The sequence below is a fragment of the Bhargavaea beijingensis genome (genome assembly GCF_900101985.1).
Classification (GTDB): domain Bacteria; phylum Bacillota; class Bacilli; order Bacillales_A; family Planococcaceae; genus Bhargavaea; species Bhargavaea beijingensis.
The window spans coordinates 20,854-40,820 of sequence record NZ_FNAR01000009.1; the positions used below are offsets into that span (position 1 = coordinate 20,854).

General features: G+C 53.8%; 17 protein-coding genes. 2 read left to right on the forward strand and 15 right to left on the reverse strand.

Annotation, left to right across the window (positions count from 1 at the left end; translation table 11 throughout):
- Nucleotides 1-115: 115 nt before the first annotated feature.
- The 15 genes from hemL to BLT01_RS08400 form a co-directional block, all read right to left on the reverse strand.
- Entirely contained in the window at nt 116-1,408 is a 1,293-nt protein-coding gene (gene hemL / locus BLT01_RS08330) for a glutamate-1-semialdehyde 2,1-aminomutase (protein WP_092097010.1), read from the reverse strand.
- Nucleotide 1,409: 1 nt separating this feature from the next.
- Nucleotides 1,410-2,390: a porphobilinogen synthase gene (gene hemB / locus BLT01_RS08335; protein ID WP_092097012.1), complete on the reverse strand. Its 981-nt coding sequence runs from the start codon at nt 2,388-2,390 to the stop codon at nt 1,410-1,412.
- Nucleotides 2,387-3,151: a uroporphyrinogen-III synthase gene (locus tag BLT01_RS08340; protein ID WP_092097014.1), complete on the reverse strand. Its 765-nt coding sequence runs from the start codon at nt 3,149-3,151 to the stop codon at nt 2,387-2,389. Before BLT01_RS08340 ends, hemB begins: the two co-directional genes overlap by 4 nt.
- A complete protein-coding gene (gene hemC, locus BLT01_RS08345; RefSeq protein WP_092097016.1) occupies nt 3,144-4,073 on the reverse strand; it encodes a hydroxymethylbilane synthase in 930 nt (309 codons plus the stop codon). The genes BLT01_RS08340 and hemC overlap by 8 nt, the downstream gene beginning before the upstream one ends.
- A gap of 22 nt (nt 4,074-4,095) precedes the next feature.
- Nucleotides 4,096-4,926 carry a cytochrome c biogenesis protein gene (locus BLT01_RS08350; RefSeq protein ID WP_092097018.1) on the reverse strand — a complete coding sequence of 277 codons (831 nt, stop codon included), beginning with the start codon at nt 4,924-4,926 and terminating at the stop codon, nt 4,096-4,098.
- Nucleotides 4,927-5,011: 85 nt separating this feature from the next.
- Nucleotides 5,012-6,373, reverse strand: a complete 1,362-nt coding sequence (gene hemA, locus BLT01_RS08355; protein WP_092097020.1) for a glutamyl-tRNA reductase — start codon at nt 6,371-6,373, stop codon at nt 5,012-5,014.
- 406 nt (nt 6,374-6,779) lie between these two features.
- On the reverse strand, nt 6,780-7,364 hold the full coding sequence (yihA, locus tag BLT01_RS08360; RefSeq protein ID WP_092097022.1) for a ribosome biogenesis GTP-binding protein YihA/YsxC: 585 nt from the start codon (nt 7,362-7,364) through the stop codon (nt 6,780-6,782).
- The gene (gene lon / locus BLT01_RS08365) at nt 7,361-9,685 is read right to left on the reverse strand and encodes an endopeptidase La (protein ID WP_092097024.1); all 2,325 of its coding nucleotides are present in this window, start codon (nt 9,683-9,685) and stop codon (nt 7,361-7,363) included. The genes yihA and lon overlap by 4 nt, the downstream gene beginning before the upstream one ends.
- 123 nt (nt 9,686-9,808) lie before the next feature.
- Entirely contained in the window at nt 9,809-11,080 is a 1,272-nt protein-coding gene (gene clpX, locus BLT01_RS08370) for an ATP-dependent protease ATP-binding subunit ClpX (RefSeq protein ID WP_092097026.1), read from the reverse strand.
- A gap of 168 nt (nt 11,081-11,248) precedes the next feature.
- Nucleotides 11,249-12,535: a trigger factor gene (tig, locus tag BLT01_RS08375; protein ID WP_092097028.1), complete on the reverse strand. Its 1,287-nt coding sequence runs from the start codon at nt 12,533-12,535 to the stop codon at nt 11,249-11,251.
- Nucleotides 12,536-12,636: 101 nt separating this feature from the next.
- Nucleotides 12,637-13,614: a tetratricopeptide repeat protein gene (locus BLT01_RS08380; RefSeq protein ID WP_092097030.1), complete on the reverse strand. Its 978-nt coding sequence runs from the start codon at nt 13,612-13,614 to the stop codon at nt 12,637-12,639.
- Between the two features lie 211 nt (nt 13,615-13,825).
- Nucleotides 13,826-14,416 carry a biotin transporter BioY gene (locus tag BLT01_RS08385; protein WP_092097032.1) on the reverse strand — a complete coding sequence of 197 codons (591 nt, stop codon included), beginning with the start codon at nt 14,414-14,416 and terminating at the stop codon, nt 13,826-13,828.
- Complete coding sequence (gene bioA, locus BLT01_RS08390; RefSeq protein WP_376739649.1) at nt 14,413-15,735, reverse strand: adenosylmethionine--8-amino-7-oxononanoate transaminase; 1,323 nt, start codon at nt 15,733-15,735, stop codon at nt 14,413-14,415. The genes BLT01_RS08385 and bioA overlap by 4 nt, the downstream gene beginning before the upstream one ends.
- A gap of 53 nt (nt 15,736-15,788) precedes the next feature.
- A complete protein-coding gene (gene bioD / locus BLT01_RS08395; protein WP_092097036.1) occupies nt 15,789-16,478 on the reverse strand; it encodes a dethiobiotin synthase in 690 nt (229 codons plus the stop codon).
- Between the two features lie 198 nt (nt 16,479-16,676).
- Nucleotides 16,677-17,831, reverse strand: a complete 1,155-nt coding sequence (locus BLT01_RS08400; protein WP_092097038.1) for an IscS subfamily cysteine desulfurase — start codon at nt 17,829-17,831, stop codon at nt 16,677-16,679.
- 101 nt (nt 17,832-17,932) lie between these two features.
- Here BLT01_RS08400 and nadC point away from each other — a divergent pair, with 101 nt between their 5' ends.
- On the forward strand, nt 17,933-18,805 hold the full coding sequence (gene nadC, locus BLT01_RS08405; RefSeq protein WP_092097041.1) for a carboxylating nicotinate-nucleotide diphosphorylase: 873 nt from the start codon (nt 17,933-17,935) through the stop codon (nt 18,803-18,805).
- A complete protein-coding gene (nadA, locus tag BLT01_RS08410; RefSeq protein ID WP_092097043.1) occupies nt 18,789-19,895 on the forward strand; it encodes a quinolinate synthase NadA in 1,107 nt (368 codons plus the stop codon). The genes nadC and nadA overlap by 17 nt, the downstream gene beginning before the upstream one ends.
- Nucleotides 19,896-19,967: the final 72 nt, after the last annotated feature.

Sequence of the window (19,967 nt, forward strand, 5' to 3'; positions counted from 1 at the left end):
GCCGCCATTTGGGACCCCGCCTTGTGCCTCCAGCGGCAATACGAAATGGAAGTACACTATAAATATCCGTACACCAAAAAACCGCCCCCCCCTAAAGGGACGGTCATTTACGAATTTATCGCTTCAGCTGCCTAAATACTTTGTGGAATGCTTCTACCGTGCGGTCGATATGCTCCTCGGTGTGAGCGGTGGAAATGAAGACGCCCTCAAACTGGGACGGCGGCAGATAAATGCCTTCTTCCGCCATCATCGCGTAGTACTTGCCGAACAGCTCAAGATCGGCAGTCTTGGCGCTTTCAAAATCGGTGACGTCCTCGTTTGTGAGGAAGTAGCCGATCATCGAGCCGGCGCGGTTGACGGTGTGCGGAATATTGTTTTCTTCCGCAGCTTCACGGAAGCCGGCTTCCAGGCGATCGCCGAGTGCTTTGAAGTGATCGTACGATTCAGGAGTCAGCTTGCTGAGCGTCGCAATCCCTGCCGCCATCGCGAGCGGGTTTCCGGATAACGTTCCGGCCTGATAGATCGGGCCGGCTGGTGCGACCTGCTCCATGATTTCTCGCCTGCCGCCGAATGCGCCGACAGGCAGGCCGCCGCCGATGACCTTGCCGAGGCAGGTCAGATCAGGCATGACGTCGAACAGTCCCTGGCCGCTGTTGTAGCCGACACGGAAGCCGGTCATGACTTCGTCGAAGATGAGGAGAGAGCCATGCTGCTCGGTCACTTCGCGCAGGCCTTCCAGGAATCCTTCATTCGGAGGCACAACACCCATGTTGCCCGCAACCGGCTCGACAATCACCGCGGCGATGTCTTCGCCATAGTTATCGAATGCCTGGCGGACGGCGTCCAAGTCATTGTAAGCCACAGTGATCGTGTTGCCCGCGATCGAAGCCGGGACACCCGGGCTATCAGGCAGACCGAGTGTGGCCACGCCGGAGCCCGCCTTGATGAGGAGTGAGTCGCCGTGGCCATGGTAGCAGCCTTCAAACTTCAGGATTTTGTCACGTCCGGTCACGCCGCGGGCCACGCGGAGCGCACTCATCGTCGCTTCCGTGCCGGATGAGACCATTCGGACCATTTCAATCGACGGAACGCGCTTGATGACGATCTTCGCCAGCTCGTTTTCGGCCAGTGTTGATGCGCCGAAGCTGGATCCTTTTCCGGCCTGTTCCCGGATCGCCGAGACGACATCGTCATCTGCATGGCCGTGGATCAGCGGTCCCCAGGAAAGAACATAGTCGATATAGTCGTTGCCGTCGATATCCCTGATGACGGCGCCTTTTCCGCTTTCCATGAAAATCGGATCCATGTCGACGGCCTTGAACGCGCGGACCGGCGAGTTGACGCCGCCCGGCATCAGATTAATCGCTTCAGAAAAAGCGTTTTTCGAGTTCTCATACGATCGGGCCAATTCAGTTCCCCTCCATGTACCGTACCGCGTCTTTCGCGAAGTACGTAATAATCATGTCGGCGCCTGCGCGCTTCATCGATGTCAGTGTCTCCATGACGATTTTTTCCTCGTCGACCCAGCCGTTCTGTGCGGCGGCCTTGATCATTGAATATTCGCCGCTCACGTTGTAGGCGACGACCGGCATGCCGGAGAAGTCTTTGACTTCGCGCATGATGTCCATGTACGACAGCGACGGCTTCACAATCAGCATGTCCGCGCCTTCCTCGATGTCCGACTGAGCTTCGCGGATCGCTTCGAGGCGGTTTGCAGAGTCCATCTGATACGTTTTCCGGTCGCCGAATTGCGGAGTGCTCCCGGCTGCCTCGCGGAATGGGCCATAGTAGGCGGACGCATACTTGACTGCATAGGACATGATCGGCACATGCTCAAAGCCCGCTTCGTCCAGCGCATGGCGGATCACCGTGACAAAGCCGTCCATCATGTTCGATGGAGCGATAATATCCGCTCCGGCTTTCGCTTGGCTGACGGCCGTGCGGGCAAGAAGGTTGAGCGACGGATCGTTCAGGATCCGGCCCTCCTCGATCAGGCCGCAGTGACCATGGTCGGTATACTCGCACAGGCAAGTGTCGGCAACGACGAGCAGATCCGGATGGCGCTCTTTGATCAGACGCGTCGCCTCCTGGACAATGCCGTGGTCGTGATAGGCTTCAGTGCCTTCTGCGTCTTTGTGCTCGGGTACACCGAACAGAAGGACCGCCGGAATGCCGAGCGATACAACTTCATCCACTTCAGCACCGAGGTGGTCGAGCGACAGGTTGAATACCCCCGGCATCGAACCGACTTCCGTGCGGATGTCTTTTCCTTCCGCCACGAAAATCGGGTAAATCAGATCTTCCTTGTTCAGGACGGTTTCACGTACCATCGAACGCAGCGCCCCTGAATTACGGAGGCGGCGGTGACGTGCAAACTGAAGTTGGTTCATGACATTCCTTCCTTTCGGTTGCCTAATTCCCGGACGAGGTCGAGCAACGTGTACCGTTCGGGTTTGACATGGACTTCTGCACCCGCTTCAAGCAGGGCCTCTTCGGTTACATGGCCGATTGCGCCGATTGTGAAGCCGGTCCAGCCGGTTTCCGCGGCAATCTGTTCCGAGAACACCCGGACGGCGGACGGGCTGGCAAACAGCACGGCGGTCTTCCCGCCCTGTTTAAGCAGATCCTTGACACCGAGGATCCCTTCCAAGTCGTCCACTGTCTCGTAAACGGTCCATTCATCGACTTCGTTCGGAAGCCCTTCTTTAATTGTTTCCTTCGCGAGGTCGCCTTTCAGGAACAGGCAGCGATCCGCTTCATCGGAGAAAGCGGGGAATTCATCCACAAAGTGCTCCGCGCTGAACGTGGACGGGATGAAGTCGGCCTTGAGCCCGATGTCTTCAAGCGCCTTGGCCGTCTCGCTTCCGACCGCCGCGATCTTGACCGGGATGTCCGAGGGTGCCAGGCCGACCTGCTCCATTTTGCGGCCGAAATAGCGCACCGCATTCGCGCTCGTGAAGATCAGCCACTCATAGGAGGCGCATGTCTGCATCCTCAGCGAATCAGTCGGAACCACTTTCTCCACAGTCTTGATGAGCGGAAGAATGATAGGAGTGCCGCCCTGCAACTGGACGGAAGCGACCGCTTCCTTCGCCTTTGGGGTTCCGGTGAAAATCACCGTCATCCCTGAAAGAGGGTGCTTATCACTCATCAAGTTCCGCCTTCACTTTCCGGAGGACTTCGTCGGCACCCTGTTCTTTCAGCATGCGTGCCGCCTCCTTTCCGGCATTGACCGGATCGGTGTCCATGACGGTGGCCCGGAATACGTCTTCCGCGTCAGGCGATGCCACAAAGCCTGTCATCCGGATTTGTCCGCCGTCCACGACCGCATGGCCGCCGATCGGAACCTGGCAGCTTCCGTCCATTTCGGACAGGAATGTGCGTTCCGCAGTGACGGCCAGTTGCGTTGTCGGCTCGGTGATTTTCGCAAGTTCGCGCAAAAGCTCCTCATCGTCCGCACGGCATTCGATGCCGAGTGCGCCCTGGCCGACAGCCGGGATGCATTGCTCCGTCTCCAGGTAATGGGTGACGAGCTCTTTTTCCCAGCCCATCCGGTTCAGGCCTGCCGCCGCCAGAATGATGGCATCGTACTCCCCTTCGCGCAGCTTTCTAAGCCGGGTCTCGATGTTGCCGCGGATCCACTTGACCTCGAGATCCGGCCGCATCATGAGCAGCTGGGAACTGCGGCGGAGGCTGGATGTCCCGACAACCGACCCTTCCGGAAGGTCTTCGAGTCGGACGTGGCCATTTGCAATGTAGGCGTCACGCGCGTCTTCGCGCTCCGGCACACATCCGACCACCAGGCCTTCCTGTAGCACAGCGGGCATGTCCTTCATCGAATGCACGGCAAAATCGATCTCTTTGTCGATGAGCGCCTGCTCGATCTCTTTGACGAACAAGCCTTTGCCTCCGACTTTCGAGAGCATGACATCCAGGATCTTGTCGCCCTTCGTCACGATTTCTTTCACTTCGAATTCAAATGGCGCGCCTGCCGCCTCCATCTGATCGATAAACCAGTTGGTTTGTGTAAGTGCCAGATTGGAACGTCTTGAACCGACAATAATCTTTCTCAAAAAGAACCCACCCTTTCAAGTATCAGTACCAGAAATGAAATACGGATAACCTGCTGATCAGCAGGAAATTCACAATCACCGCAAGAAATGCCAGAATATGGCCCCATGCGATATCAGGACCGTTCAGCCTGCCGCGGTTCTGCATCACAAGCAGCACACAGTAGATGACGAGCAGCAGGAACGACCCGATGATTTTCGGGTCCCAAAGAGGAAACGGCCCTGCAGCGATCACTGCCCACTGGAGCCCGAGAATCAGGCTGACCAACAAGACAGGCACACCGATCACCACCGAGATCGTCATCGCCCGTCTTGCCTGGTCAAGTGACGGCAGCCTGCCCCACTGTCCGTCCCATTTTTTCTTTTTCAGCGAACGATACAGCAGCAGATAGAGGATCGCAAAAACGAATGACAGTGAAAAAGCTGTATAAGAGATGATTGCGAATGTGATGTGGATAAACAGCAATTCCGAGATCAGAGCCTCTCCGACCGCACTGCCGGGTGTTGCCGCTTCACCAAATGCCGTGATGACAACTGCCGCAAAGCCGATTACATTCAGGAAGAACACGGCAAAATCCGCTTTCCTGAACATATGGACGACGAGCGACATCGTTATTAGCAGCCACGCGTAAAAATTGATGCCTTCCGAAAGGCTGAGCACCGGAAAACGTTGCTCTTCCAAGATGTTTCCGATAAGGAACATCGTCTGCATGATCCAAGCAGCGGAGAGCGTATAGAAGGCCGCCTTCCTCGCCTTCGGCTGGCTGTTCAGGAAGTCGATAAAATAAAACACGAGGCTGGCCGCATAGAGGACGACCATAACCTCATGCAGTCTCATCAGTCCGATTTCGGTCATTGAAACCCTCTGCTTTCTTATTAAAAAAGAGCGTTTCCGCGTCTATAGTGTATCACATAGATGCGGAAACGCCCTTTAAAAACAATCAGTGAGCCGGCGATGGTTTCATAGCGGCAAGGTTGGCTTCCTTTGCCCGCTTTTCCTTCGAACGGGAGGCCGTTTCGGCACGCTCCGTTTCCACGGCTTCTTCGATTCCGAAGATTTTCTGGAACAGTTCAAGCTGGCGCGCGGCATCCGGGGATCCCGCGATTTCCTTGGCCTGCAGGATCGGTTCCTTCAGCATCTGGTTGATGATCGATTTTGTATGCTTGCTGAGGACTTTCTTTTCCCGCTCGGTCAGATCCGGCATTTTATTGAAGATGCTTTCCATCGTTTCTTCCTGGATGGTGAGCGCCTTTTTGCGGAGAGCCGAGATGACCGGAACAACGCCGAGCGTCGCCAGCCAGTCATCGAACGAGAGAATTTCCGCTTCGACCATTTCCATGATCTTGCCGGCTGCCCTGCGGCGTTCGGCCAGGTTGGCTTCGACAATCCCGTTCAGGTCGTCAATATCATACAGGAATACGTTCGGCAAGTCGCCGATTCGGGGATCGAGATCCCGCGGAACTGCGATATCGACCATGAAGAGCGGCTTGCCTTTCCTGAACTTCTCAACGTCTTCCATCGTGCTGTGGTCAAGGATGAAGTCTTTCGCCCCGGTGGAACTGATCACGATATCCGCTTCAAGCAGCGTGCACTGGAGCTCGTTCATCGGTTTGGCGATGCCATTGAACTTCTCGGCCATTTCTTCCGCCTTGCTGAGCGTCCGGTTAAGCACCGTCACTTTTCCGACTCCGCTCCCGTGCAGGTTCTTGGCGGCAAGTTCGCCCATTTTCCCCGCGCCCACAATGGCGACATGCTTGCGGTTCAGCGAGCCGAAAATCTTCTTGCCGAGTTCAACCGCGGCATATGAGACGGAAACGGCGTTATCGCCGATTTCCGTTTCGGAGTGGCCGCGTTTGGCAAGGGTGATCACCCGCTTGAACAGCTCGTTAAACACCGTGCCGGTCGTGCCGTTTTCCTGGCCGATCAGGAAGCTGGAACGGACCTGGCCCAGGATCTGTGTTTCTCCGAGTACCATCGAGTCAAGGCCGGCAGCGACCCTGAACAGGTGCCGGACCGCCTCGTCCTGTTCTTCGATGTTCAGATACGGTTCAATCTCGCTGATTTCCATGCCGAACCACTTGGCCAGGAAGCGCTTGACATAGTATCGGACGGTGTGGAGCTGATCCCCGACGGCATAGATCTCGGTGCGGTTGCATGTCGAGATGATGACGTTCTCCAGGATGCTTTTTTCTTTCTGCAGCGCCTGCATGGCAGCGGGAAGGTCGGACTCCGGGAAGCTGAGCCGTTCCCTGAGCTCGACAGGCGCCGTCCGGTGGTTTACACCGACGACAATCGTATACATAAAGGTGTCACACCTCTCACGTTCATTCATTTCACGGCTCCCATTATACCACGCCCCGGCCGGGTCTGGCCGGCACAATTGTGAACAAGCCTTGAAAGCCACATTATAATAATTACAAATTAAGTATAACAAATGACGGCCGGTGAATCAAAGGGCGCGCCTGATGTAAATATAGGATATGTCTGTTTATCGACGTCCGGCTTCAGGATGAAACCATACCGGCTCCGCCCTGTTCCCCAACTTGCGCGTTAATGTACCAATGTATGCGGTCATGGACATACACATACATGGACACCCGGGATGGTGAACCTCCGGAATCTTCGGGATTTTCGCTTCGGGCCCTCGCTCCCCCTGCACGAAAAGCAGCGCCATCCCCACACGGGACCGGCGCCGCTTCCCTCCAATTTTACTTCATTCGTTCTTCAATCACGGCCCATGCTTCTTCTTTCCCCTGACCGGTCTCGGAGGAGAACAGAATCAGTGGGTCACTTTCTTCAAGGTCGAGGGCTTCCTTGATGATTTTCCGGTGTTTCTGCAGCTTGCTTCTCGGAATCTTGTCGGCCTTTGTGGCAACGATGATGGTCGGCAGGTTGTAGTGCTTCAGGAAATCATACATGAGAATGTCGTCCTCTGTTGGCGGGTGTCTGAGGTCGACCAGCTGGATGACGGACTTGAGCTGCTCACGCCCCGTAATATACCGCTCGATCATCCTGCCCCAGGCTTCCCGTTCCGACTTGGATACTTTCGCGTAGCCATAGCCGGGAACATCGACAAAATAGAAGGACTCCTCGATCTTATAGAAATTCAGGGTCTGGGTCTTTCCCGGCTTGGATGATGTGCGGGCGAGGCTTTTGCGGCCGATCATCTTATTGATGAATGATGATTTTCCGACATTTGAGCGTCCTGCCAGCGCGAATTCGGGGTATCCTTCATCGGGATACTGTTCCGGTTTGACCGCGCTGATGGTGATTTCTGCATGGTTCACTTTCATTTGCGTTCCTCCTCCAGTGCGATCTGCAGCACTTCCGTCACATTGTTGACCGGATGGAACGTCAGCTCTTCACGGACTGTTTCAGGGATGTCTTCGATATCCCGTTCGTTGTCCGCAGGGATGATGATGGTCGTCAGTCCTGCGCGGTGCGCACTTAGCGTCTTTTCTTTCAGGCCGCCGATCGGAAGGACTCGGCCGCGGAGCGTGATCTCGCCCGTCATGCCGACTTCCCGCAGAACGGGGCGTTTTGTCAGTGCCGACACGAGCGCAGTGGCGATCGTGATGCCGGCGGAAGGTCCGTCCTTTGGAACGGCCCCTTCCGGTACGTGGATGTGGATGTCTGTGTCTTCATGGAAAGCCGGATGGATGCCAAGCTCCTCTGCGTGGGAGCGAACGTAGGAAAGCGCCGTCTGGGCAGATTCCTTCATGACATCACCGAGCTTGCCGGTCAGGATCAGCTGACCCTTGCCGGAGGAAAGGGAAACTTCGATCTGGAGGGTATCACCGCCGACCGACGTATACGCCAAGCCTGTTGCGGCACCAATCTGATTTTCCTGCTCGGCCATGCCGTAACGGAACTTCGGTTTCCCGAGCATGTCCGTGATGACCTGCGGTGTTACCTGGACCCGTTTATTTTTTCCGGAGACGATCCGCTTCACCGCTTTTCGGGCGATGGCGGCAATCTGCCGCTCAAGTGAACGGACACCGGCTTCGCGTGTGTAGTAGCGGATCAGGTAGCGGAATGCTTCGTCCGAGATGCGCAGCTGCGCTTTCGTGAGACCGTGGTGCTCGAGCTGTTTCGGATACAGGTGATTTTTCGCGATCAGCTGTTTTTCAAGCTCTGTATAGCCCGGAATCGTGATGATTTCCATACGGTCACGAAGCGGACCCGGAATCTGGCTGAGATCATTCGCCGTGGCGATAAACATCACTTTCGACAAATCGTAGGTTTCTTCAATGTAATGATCACTGAAATTATGGTTCTGTTCGGGATCGAGCACCTCGAGCATCGCAGAAGACGGATCCCCCCGGAAGTCGTTTGACATCTTGTCGATTTCATCAAGAAGGAAGACCGGATTGACCGTACCTGCTTTCCGCATCCCCTGGATGATCCGGCCTGGCATTGCACCGACATAAGTCCGCCGGTGGCCGCGGATTTCAGATTCGTCCCTTACCCCGCCAAGAGAAATGCGCACGAACTTTCGCCCGAGTGATTCCGCAATGGAGCGGGCAAGAGAGGTTTTTCCGACGCCCGGGGGTCCGGACAGGCACAGGATCGGGCCGCGAAGCGAACCGGTCATTTGCTGGACGGCCAGGTATTCGAGAATACGTTCCTTGACCTGTTCCAGGCCGTCATGGTCCCGGTTCAGGATTCGTTCGGCGCGGTTCAGATCGAGGCGGTCGTCCGTTTCCTCGTTCCACGGTAGCACGAGCAGCCAGTCGATGTAGCTCCGGATCACACCGCTTTCCGCAGCAGCGGCAGGAAGGCGTTCGTAGCGATCCAACTCGCGCAAAGCCGCTGTCAGAGCATGCTTCGGCATGCCTGACTCCAGAATCCGTTCACGCAATTCGGCCGCTTCCCCGCCTTTGCCGTCCGCGTCTCCGAGTTCCGTCTGGATCGCCTTCATCTGTTCTCTTAGGTAAAACTCTTTTTGCGTCTTTTCCATCGCTTCCTTGACGCGCTTGTTGATTTTCTGTTCCAGGCTGAGCACTTCCTGCTCATTGAGAAGCCGGCTGATCAGCCATTCAATCCGTTCCTTGACATCGAACAGCTCCAGGACTTCCTGCTTGGCGGCGACTTTCAGCGGCAGATTTGCCGCGACCATGTCGGCAAGCCGTCCGGGGTCGGATATATCCGCCACTGATTCATAGGTTTCCTCGGTAACTTTCTTCGAGAGCTTGGAGTATTTCTTGAACTGTTCGAGCAATGTCCGCATTAGGGCCTCGTGCTCGATGTCAGCTTCCACATCGGGTTCGACCACCTCGATGTCGGCCGTCGAATACGATTCCCCATCGTCCAATGCGATAAGGTTCGCGCGATCCAGCCCTTCGATCAGCACTCTCATCGTGCCGTTCGGGAGCTTGACCGTCTGCTTCACTTCCGCGAGCGTCCCGACGCCGTACAGTTCTTCAAAACTCGGCTGTTCGACGGAGATATCACGCTGGGAAATGAGGAAAATTTTATTTTCCTCCACGATGGCCTGTTCGATCGCCGCCATTGACCGTTCGCGGCCGACGTCGATATGAAGCACCATTTTTGGGAACACCAGCATCCCGCGCAAAGGCAGGTATGGGATGCGGTCCATTTTAGTTGTCGGCATTCGGAGTCACCTCCATGTATTCATGTCCGTTTCCGGACAGGTTAAAACGCATCGGTTGCGAAAAGAGCCGGCATCCGCCCGTGCCGTTCAGACGGCAGAAGGATGCCGGCTCTTCCTGTTGGATCAAGCCGATGTCTTTTCGTTATCAGACCCGTTTTCGATCGGATCGCCGTTCTCGTCCAGAAGAATCGGGGTCGCGCCGTCTGTGACGGATTCCTTCGTGATGATGCAATCCAGCACATCTTCACGGGAAGGAAGGTCATACATGACATCGAGCATGATTTTCTCGATGATTGACCGGAGTCCCCGGGCGCCTGTTTTGCGCTCGATCGCCTCTGCAGCGATGGCACGGAGTGCGTCCTCTTCAAAGGTCAGGCGGACACCGTCCAGCTCGAGCATCTTCTGGTACTGCTTGACGACCGCGTTTTTCGGTCCTGTAAGAATCTGGACAAGCGTGTCTTCATCCAGCTGTTCCAGGCTCGCGAGTACAGGCAGGCGACCGATAAACTCCGGAATCAGGCCAAAGCGGAGCAAGTCCTCTGGGATCAGGCGGGAAAGAAGGGACTCTTCTTCATTCGCATTTTCCTTTTCGGAACCGAAACCGATGACTTTCTTGCCGATCCGGCGCTTGATGATGTCTTCGATCCCATCGAATGCGCCGCCCACGATGAACAGGACGTTCGTCGTATCAATCTGGATGAATTCCTGATGCGGGTGCTTGCGTCCGCCTTGGGGAGGAACACTTGCAACGGTGCCCTCAAGAATCTTCAGAAGTGCCTGCTGGACACCTTCTCCCGAAACATCACGTGTAATGGACGGATTCTCGGACTTTCGGGCAACCTTATCAATTTCGTCGATATAGATGATGCCTCTCTCGGCTCGTTCAACATCATAGTCTGCGGATTGGATCAGTTTCAGCAGAATGTTTTCAACGTCTTCGCCGACATAGCCGGCTTCTGTCAGGGACGTGGCGTCCGCCATGGCGAACGGCACATCCAGAATGCGTGCCAATGTCTGGGCGAGGAGAGTCTTACCGCTCCCTGTTGGCCCGATCAGCACAATATTGGATTTCGCCAGTTCCACATCATCAATCTTGGAGTTGGAATTGACGCGCTTGTAGTGGTTGTATACCGCGACGGATAGTGCCTTTTTCGCACGGTCCTGACCGATTACATATTCGTCGAGGATTGCCTGGATATCGCGCGGTTTCGGGACATCCTTCAGCTCGAATCCTTCTTCGGTGCCGACTTCCTCTTCGACGATTTCGGAGCAGAGCTCGATGCATTCGTCACAGATATAAACACCCGGACCTGCAACCAGCTTGCGGACCTGTTCCTGTGGTTTGCCGCAGAAGGAGCAGTTCAGGTTTTCATTTTCATCGTTGAATTTAAACAAAGTCGTTCACCCCTATTCAAGTGACAATCTTACAAGATTGCCTAATCATTGGCAAACATTTCGTTCCGGGCCCGCCTCGCAAAAAAAGCTTTTCAAAAGTATGAAAGAAGGCGCTGGAGTCAACCGGCGCCTGATTCTTTCATTTTCCGCCTTGAAGGCTGAAGTGGATTATTCGCTGATTTTTGCGTTTTCGACGAGGAACTCGATCGTTTTCTTGAGTCGGATATCATTCTCGAGCATTTCCGTGCCGCCGAGGATCTGCTTGATCTGCTCGGTGTCCATGTTGAACTGGCCGGACATCGTCTGGAGCTCTTCCTGGATATCTTCATCAGAAACGGTGATGCCTTCCGCTTCCGCGATGGATTCAAGGACAAGGGATACACGTACGCGTGTTTCCGCATCTTCCTTCATCTGAGCGCGGAGTGCTGCTTCGTCCTGGCCTGAGAACTGGTAGTACAGGTCGAGCGTCATGCCCTGCTGCTGAAGACGCTGGCCAAACTCCTGCACCATGCGGTCGACTTCGCCTTCGACCATCACTTCAGGGATGTCGATGTCCGCGTTTTTCGCAGCCTGTTCAACCAAATCGTCACGAAGCGCCGCTTCGGAAGCATCTTTTTTCTCCTGGGCAGTCTGTTCCTTAAGCTTGCTGCGCAGCGCATCCAGGCTCTCGACTTCGCTGTCGATTTCTTTGGCAAACTCATCGTCGAGTTCAGGAAGCTCACGTGCTTTCACTTCGTGTACCGTCACTTTGAACGTTGCCGGCTTGCCCGCGAGCTCTGCTGCATGGTATTCCTCAGGGAAGGAAATTTCCACATCTTTGGAATCGCCCGCTTTTACGCCGACCAGCTGCTCTTCGAAGCCCGGGATGAAGCTGCCGGACCCGAGTTCAAGCTCGTAGCCTTCCGCTTTTCCGCCTTCGAATGGTTCGCCGTCTGTGAACCCTTCGAAATCGATGACAACCGTGTCGCCCTCTGCTGCCGGCTCGTCTTCTTTAATGACGAATTCGGCATTGCCCTGGCGGCGGTCGTTCAGCTGCTCCTCGATTTCTTCGTCAGTGACGGCTGTGTCCTGGCGCTCAACTTCAAGGCCTTTGTATTCGCCGAGCTTGACTTCAGGCTTGACCGTGACGTTCGCCTTGAAGACGACCGGCTTGCCCTTCTCGATTTCTTCAACATCGATTTCCGGTTGTGCAACCGGAGAGATTCCTGCTTCGTCGATTGCATTTGTGTATGCTTCAGGCAGGACGGCATCGATGGCATCCTGATAGAGGGATTCTACGCCAAACATTTGCTCAAAGATTTTGCGTGGAACTTTACCTTTGCGGAAGCCGGGTACGTTCACTTGCTTGACGACCTTTTTGAATGCCTGATCCAGGCCCTTGTTGAATGTTTCTACAGGGACTTCAAACGTGAGGAGCCCTTGGTTCCCTTCTTGCTTTTCCCAATTAACTGCCATGATTACATACCTCCAGACGATATAATTCGCTTATCAGCGCTTGTGTTCACTGGTTTGACAACTTTCTCAGTATAGCACAGATGTGTCCATATTCAAGAATTTCATAGCTGTCTGCCGTTATGGAACAGTTCAATCTTGTTGATGAGGTCGATGACCGGGTGCGCGCCGGCATCGGTGCCGTCAAACAGACTTTCGATGTATGTATGATACGCGTCGGCAACTTCCTCTGCGGAGAAACCCGGCCATTCGAAAGGATAGGCGGCGAACTTGTAGGTGCGCAGAAGCTGGGCGGCAATCTGCTCTTTGGAAGGATCCTGCGCAAATTGCTCTATCAGGTGCGCTTCCACCTCACCGGCCTTTCGCATTTCCTCAAGTCCCGGAAGCCGTGCCGGAACAATGGTTTCCTCCATCCCGAACTTCCTGACTGTCACTGGGGAAGAATAACCGATGCCGGCAAGAAGTACAAGGGAATAGGTGATCAAGAGAGGCGATGCATCCTCATGGGCTGCCAGAGCTGCCAGGAATTCGCCCCACGACGGAAGTTCCTGATCCGGCACGGTCGAAAGGCGGCTATGCTGTTCCCCCTCCGGAAGGGAAAGGAACTCATCCAGGCCGGGCGGTTCCTCGGGTATCTCAGGCGGCTCGTCGTATCGGTCCATCAGCCTGCGGTTGAGCCCCTGCAGATAAAGGAACTTTTCCCGTCTGTCCGTCGGGATGACTCCTTCATCGAGCAGCGCGGAGATCGTGTCTTCCACTTCGTCGTAATCCCTGAGCTGGATGCAGACAGAAAGATAGAGCTCCATCGCCTCGATATAGTTTGCTGGGCCTGCCTGCAAAAACCGGGTGGCCGCTTCTTTGGCCTCCGCGTACTCCCGCAGTTCGTACAAGGCGACGGTCAACGCCCCAAGAAGGCGTGCATTTCCCGATTCGTAGGCGAGGGCCTGGCGGATGAGCGGAGCCGCCTCGTCATACCGCTCTTCGGATACTGCACGCAATCCGGCATCCAACAGCCGTTCGAAGGTGCCCGGCATGACGATGACTTTGCCTTGTTTTCTTAGCTGTCGCCTCTTCCTGCGCATCCGTCCCACTCCCTCTCTATCCATCCATAATAGCATAGCCGGCCCCCGCTGTGCATATGCATTTTGGTCCGAATCAACACCGGATGCATGACTGTTCCCTGTATGATCGGTTCATCCTCCGTTCAACAATTAAAAAGCCTGATCCCCCTTATTGTGAAAGGAGTCAGGCTTTGGTTGGTTGTAAACATGCTTCTCGGGATTTGTTCTCCGGTCAGCCGATCCGGTCCTGCATCTGCACGTCTGGCCGGAAGAGCCGCCGGGCCGCGATTATCCGGCGCAGTCGAATAGCCATCAATCCTGCCGCCACGGAAATAATCAGGTCACCGCCGATACCGTACACGAAACCGACCATAACGACATGGGACCAGCTTGTTTCAATTCCCATCCAGGTGTTTAACGCCAAATACAAATAACTGACCCCGGCTATGTAAATAATGGCCACTCCGACCAGGTTGGCAGCGATAAAGGAATGTGCCTTCGGATTTTTGGACCGCTCCGTCATCCGGCCGACAACAAATGCTGCAAGAGTAAAACCGATCAGATAGCCGAAAGTTGGCTGCAGCACATAGCCGATCCCGCCGCCCTGAGTAAAAACAGGCAGCCCCGCAAGTCCGGAAAAGACATAGACCAGCTGGCTTTGCACCCCTCTCCTGCTTCCGAGTAAACTCCCTGCAAGAAAAACAAAAAGGATCTGCAATGAAAACGGAACAAACGGCAACGGAATTTTGATGAAAGCCCCGACAGCGGTCAACGAGGCGAAAAGCGAGACAACAGCCAAGGTGTAGGAACGGTTTGCCTTCAAGCCTCCACCACCCCCACATTGTCCGGGCTTTTATCGAAGTAGACTTGCATCGCCTCATTTGCAATTTTTAGCATCCGGTCGATTTCCCTTTCGGAAATGACATAGGGAGGCATGAAGTAAAGCACATTGCCGAGTGGCCTGAGGAGCAGCCCTTTTTCCAGCGCTATCCGATAGATTTGGTAACCTGCGCGCTTTTCGGCAGGGATGGGCTTGTTCGTAGCCTTTTCCATGACCAACTCAATGGCCCCCACCATTCCGGTCTGTCTGTACTCGCCCACATGAGACTGGTGGACAAACAGTTCCGTAGCTCGTTTTCTCATATACGCCGCCTTTTCCTGAATCTGGCCGATGTATCTTTCGTCCTCGAAGATCCGGAGCACTTCCAGCGCGACACTGCAGGCCAGAGGATTCCCCGTGTAACTGTGGGAGTGCAAAAAGGCTTTCATCGTCTGGTAGTCATCATAAAACGCGTCATAGACTTCATCCGTTGTCATCACGACGGATAACGGCAAATAGCCGCCCGTCAGGCCTTTGGACAGGCACATAAAATCCGGAGAGATGCCGGCCTGTTCACAGGCAAACATCGTCCCCGTCCGCCCAAAGCCTACCGCGACTTCGTCAGCAATCAGGTGGACGTCATATCGCGAGCAAAGCTGCCTCAACTTTTTCAGGTAACCCGGAGGGTACATCTTCATGCCGGCTGCTGCTTGGATCAGCGGTTCAATAATTACTGCAGCGAGCTCTTCATGATGGTCCGTGAGCTTTTCTTCAATAAAGGAAATGCAGGGTGTATCGCAACTTCCGGGCTCTTCCTGGAACGGACACCTGAAACAGTCCGGCCCTTCGGCTCTAATCGTATTCAGCAACAGCGGCTGAAAGACTTCATTGTATAATCCGACTCCCCCGACGGAAAGTGCGCCGAGTGTTTCTCCGTGATACGCATTGTTCAACGCGAGGAAACGTGTTTTATTCGGTTTGTTTTTCTGCTTGTGGTATTGAAAACTCATTTTCAGTGCAATCTCGACCGCGGAAGAACCGTTGTCCGCGAAAAATGCTTTACTCAGACCCTCAGGCGTGAATTCCACAAGTTTTTCCGCCAATAACACTGCCGGTTCATGCGTGAAATTCGCGAAAATCACATGTTCCAGCCGGCCTGCCTGCTCGGCGAGCGCGGCACTGATCCGTTCATTCGCATGCCCGAATAAGTTCACCCACCAGGAAGAAACCGCATCTATGTATTCCTTGCCATTCTCATCATACAGATAAATGCCTTTCCCGCTTTTGATGACAATGGGCGGGAATTCTTCGTAATCCTTCATTTGCGAACACGGATGCCAAACATGCTTTAAATCCCTTTTTTGAAGATCGGATGTCATAGAACGCTCATCTCCCCGAATAACGGATCAGCCAACCCCGGGTCCAGTTTCTCCAACTCTCTTGCCTCAGACAATTTCGGCAAAGTGACTGAATGTAATCCGGTAAGCCGGCAAATCGTCGCTCTGTTATCTTTCTCAAGTTCAGTTCCTTCGAAACCATTGAAGACGATTCCGATAATCGGAATGCCGCATGCCCGCAATGCCTCAACTGTCAGCAGCGTGTGATTGATGGTTCCAAGCGACGTGCGTGTCACCAGCACGACAGGCAATTTAGAATCCTTGACCAGGTGCTGGAAACAATATCCACGCTTTTCATCGAGCGGAACATATAGACCACCGGCCCCTTCGCAGATGACATGGTCGTATTGGGATGTCAGCCGCTTGATTTGCCGCAGGATGCGCTCTCCCTCAATCGTCTGCCCTTCCAGACGGGCGGCATAATGAGGCGACGCGGGGGTCGGAAAAGAGTAAGTATTCACCTGCCTCCCGTCCAGCTCCGTCTGACTGAATTGACGGTAAAAATATGTATCCCCGTAATATGGAGTTCCGTCATCGATCATCCCCGTTTGGACCGGCTTATAGGGAATCGCAGTTCCCTTGCTTTGGAAATAACGCATCAGCCAAGTTGTGACAAACGTTTTTCCCACATTCGTATCCGTCCCGATCACCCAAAAACCGAGCGCCATCTTGATCCCCCCCTCATTTGCGTTAACCATTACAGTTTACAGGTTAACACAAAAGAGTTCTTTCTGTGAATAGCTTAAAAGACCTTTTCAGCAGAAAAAACCTGAATCTCCGGCGCGCAAATGCACCTCGACTCAGGAGTGTTGATCAAGTTTAAGCGATTCCTTTTTCTTTTCTGCCGGCAGTTCCGGCAGGCGGATTTATACTTGCCTACTGGATATCGGGTTAACCCGATACATTGAAGCAATCTTGACCAGCTCATCCGCTAATTGTAGGACACTTTCTTCGGTCGTCCCTTTTCCAAACGAGATCCGGATAAATTCCTTGGCCTGTTGTCCGGCGATTCCCATGGCAGTCATTGTTTTGGCAGCATGCTGCATGCCTGCTTGGCAGGCGGAGCCGGTAGATACGGCAAATCCTCTTCTATTCAGCTCCAGCATGACAAGTTGCCCTTCCAGTTGTTTCACTCCGAGCCCGATGATCTGAGGAAGCTGGCTTTCCCTGCTGGCCCCTTCGTATATCGTAAATCGTTCAGCAGTGCCTTCGAGTCGCCCCAGAAAAGCACGCCTCAGGGTCAGGTAATCTGCCCGTTCTTCTTTGATACAGTCTGCTGCAGCAGTTACAAATGCAGCGATGCCCGGCACATTCAGAGTGCCTCCCCTGAACCCCGACTCCTGGATCAAGCCGGGGAAGACAGGGACTAACCGGTGTCTGGGGTTGATGTAGACCGCTCCGACCCCTTTTGGCCCATACACCTTATGGCTCGAGAATGTCATGGCATCAATCCATCTGACGATGGGCCGGACGTCAATTTTCCCTAATGACTGGACACAATCACAGTGTAAAAGAATATTCTTCCTTTCGATCCGCTCAGCTATCTTTTTGATGGGCTGGATGGTGCCGATCTCGGGATTCACATGTTGGACGGAAATCAGAATCGTTTCATCCCCGATTGCCCGATCCAATTTGCCGAGGTCAATCACGCCGGTTTCCGTAAAAGGAATCACAGTGACACAGAAACCATCCGTCTTCAGGTACTCCATAGCGGAATCGACGGAAGGATGTTCGCCCGCTGTCACAATGAGGTGATTGCCATAATGACGACGGGCTTTTGCCAGCGAGATGATCGAAAGAAGATTACTTTCCGTCCCGCCTGACGTGAAATAAATCCCCCTGGCGTCTGCACCTATCTGAAGCGCCAAGTCTTCCCTTGCATGGTCGAGGATGTATTTTGCCTCTCCGCCAGAGTCATGCAGGCTGCTCGCATTCCCGAAACATCTGACGGAAAGTTGATTGAACACATCCAATGACTGTTTCGAAATGGGCGTGCTGGCTGCAAAGTCAAAGTATCTCATGATGGCATCCCCCCTATTATGCTAGATTCATCTTGTCACATTGGTTTACATGTGTAAAGATACCTGTATACCAAAAATAAGAGCAAAGGAGGCAACAGGCAATGAATCTCATCAAACTGCGCGGCATGTTAGAGCAGTTCTACATAGAAGATATCGGGGACGGAGACCTATCCTCCGAATCCTTGTTTCCGGAAGAACTGATCGGCCGCCTGGAAATCAAAGCCAAACAGGAAGGCATCTTTTGCGGCGCACACGTGGTCCGGGAAGGACTGGCTGTGATCGATCCCACCATCGAAGTGAAGTTGGATGTCGGGGATGGTGAGGCCATTGCAGCCGGAGATCGGATTGCGGTTGCAAACGGACCTATTATCAGTCTATTGAAAAGCGAACGGGTTATCTTGAACCTTTTGCAAAGAATGAGCGGGATTGCGACGGAGACACATCAGATGGTCCGCAAGTTGGAAGGCACATCTGCCCGCGTCTGCGATACGCGGAAGACGATGCCCGGATTGCGGATGCTGGACAAATACGCAGTCAGGACAGGAGGCGGAGTCAATCATCGCCGGGGATTATTCGATGCCGTCATGCTGAAGGATAATCATATTGCGTTTGCAGGCGGTTCGATTAAAGCGGCGGTGGAAACCGTAAGGGCTGCGGTCGGACAGACAGTCAAAATCGAAGTGGAAATCGAAAACCCGGAACAATTAAAAGAAGCGATTGCCGCTGAAGCTGACATCATCATGTTCGATAATTGTTCCCCCGAAACGATCAGAGATTGGATCGGACTTGTTCCCGAGTCGATCACGACGGAAGCATCCGGCAACATCACAGCTGAAAACATCCGCCAATTTGCCGAAACGGGTGTCGACTTTATTTCTTTGGGAATAATCACTCATTCCGTTCATGCCCTGGATTTCAGCGCGGCGGTAACAATCGTGGAAAAATGGAGGAACCCACATGTCATTCTTGAGTGAACTCGTAAACAATACAAGCGGATTACTGCCTGATGAGTACAGGCAAATGAGCACGGAAGAGATGGAGAGCCGAATCCGTGCAATCAAAAAGAAAATGGGCAGCAAACTGTTTATGCCCGGACACCACTATCAAAAAGATGAAGTGATCCAGTTTGCCGATGCCACCGGGGACTCTCTTCAGCTGGCTCAACTTTGTGCAGAGAACGAAGCTGAACATATCGTATTTTGCGGCGTCCACTTTATGGCGGAAACGGCAGACATCCTTACAAGCCGGGATCAAACCGTTTATCTGCCGGATATGAGGGCCGGCTGCTCCATGGCGGATATGGCAGACATCTATCAAACGGAACGTGCATGGTCCGCTTTAAACGGATTATTCGGTGACACCATCGTGCCGTTGACGTATGTCAACTCCACAGCAGCGATAAAAGCCTTTGTCGGAAGACATAACGGAGCGACAGTGACGTCTTCAAACGCACGTACCATGGTGGAGTGGGCGCTGACGTTAAGAGAACGCATTTTGTTTTTGCCTGATCAGCATCTTGGGAGAAACACCGCATTTGATGTCGGAATCCCACTGGAACAGATGGCTGTGTGGAATCCGATCACGGATGAGCTTGAATACGAAGGTCCGTTGGAGGAGATTAAAGTGATTTTGTGGAAAGGGCATTGCTCCGTCCACGAAAACTTCACAGTGCAGAATATAGCCGAAGTACGGGAACGTGATCCGGTAATGCGCATTATCGTGCATCCGGAATGTTCCCGGGAGGTCGTTGAATTATCAGATGAGGCAGGATCGACCAAATACATAATCGATGCGATTGAAAAGGCGGAACCAGGAAGCAAATGGGCAGTCGGAACAGAAATGAATTTGGTGAACCGCCTGATCGCCCATCATCCTGATAAAGAAATCATCTCTCTGAACCCGCACATGTGTCCGTGCCTCACGATGAATCGGATTGATTTGCCGCACTTATTATGGAGTCTTGAGGGCATTGAGAAGGGCGCAGGAATGAATCAGATCAAAGTGGACGGACAAACATCAGCCGATGCGCATATGGCGCTTGATCGGATGCTGGAAAGAGCATGAACAACCATCAGCAAAACGCAAAAAGCCGGCAAGGGACCTTCCCTCTGCCCGGCTTTTTAAATCTGTATGTCT

What these genes read in the sequence shown, in the direction of transcription:
- hemB (WP_092097012.1), bottom strand. Translation starts at nt 2,390, where the DNA reads ATGAACCAACTTCAGTTTGCACGTCACCGCCGCCTCCGTAATTCAGGG.
- BLT01_RS08340 (WP_092097014.1), bottom strand. Translation starts at nt 3,151, where the DNA reads ATGAGTGATAAGCACCCTCTTTCAGGGATGACGGTGATTTTCACCGGA.
- BLT01_RS08350 (WP_092097018.1), bottom strand. Translation starts at nt 4,926, where the DNA reads ATGACCGAAATCGGACTGATGAGACTGCATGAGGTTATGGTCGTCCTC.
- hemA (WP_092097020.1), bottom strand. Translation starts at nt 6,373, where the DNA reads ATGTATACGATTGTCGTCGGTGTAAACCACCGGACGGCGCCTGTCGAG.
- yihA (WP_092097022.1), bottom strand. Translation starts at nt 7,364, where the DNA reads ATGAAAGTGAACCATGCAGAAATCACCATCAGCGCGGTCAAACCGGAA.
- lon (WP_092097024.1), bottom strand. Translation starts at nt 9,685, where the DNA reads ATGCCGACAACTAAAATGGACCGCATCCCATACCTGCCTTTGCGCGGG.
- tig (WP_092097028.1), bottom strand. Translation starts at nt 12,535, where the DNA reads ATGGCAGTTAATTGGGAAAAGCAAGAAGGGAACCAAGGGCTCCTCACG.
- BLT01_RS08380 (WP_092097030.1), bottom strand. Translation starts at nt 13,614, where the DNA reads ATGCGCAGGAAGAGGCGACAGCTAAGAAAACAAGGCAAAGTCATCGTC.
- bioA (WP_376739649.1), bottom strand. Translation starts at nt 15,735, where the DNA reads ATGAAGGATTACGAAGAATTCCCGCCCATTGTCATCAAAAGCGGGAAA.
- bioD (WP_092097036.1), bottom strand. Translation starts at nt 16,478, where the DNA reads ATGGCGCTCGGTTTTTGGGTGATCGGGACGGATACGAATGTGGGAAAA.
- BLT01_RS08400 (WP_092097038.1), bottom strand. Translation starts at nt 17,831, where the DNA reads ATGAGATACTTTGACTTTGCAGCCAGCACGCCCATTTCGAAACAGTCA.
- nadC (WP_092097041.1), top strand. Translation starts at nt 17,933, where the DNA reads ATGAATCTCATCAAACTGCGCGGCATGTTAGAGCAGTTCTACATAGAA.
- nadA (WP_092097043.1), top strand. Translation starts at nt 18,789, where the DNA reads ATGTCATTCTTGAGTGAACTCGTAAACAATACAAGCGGATTACTGCCT.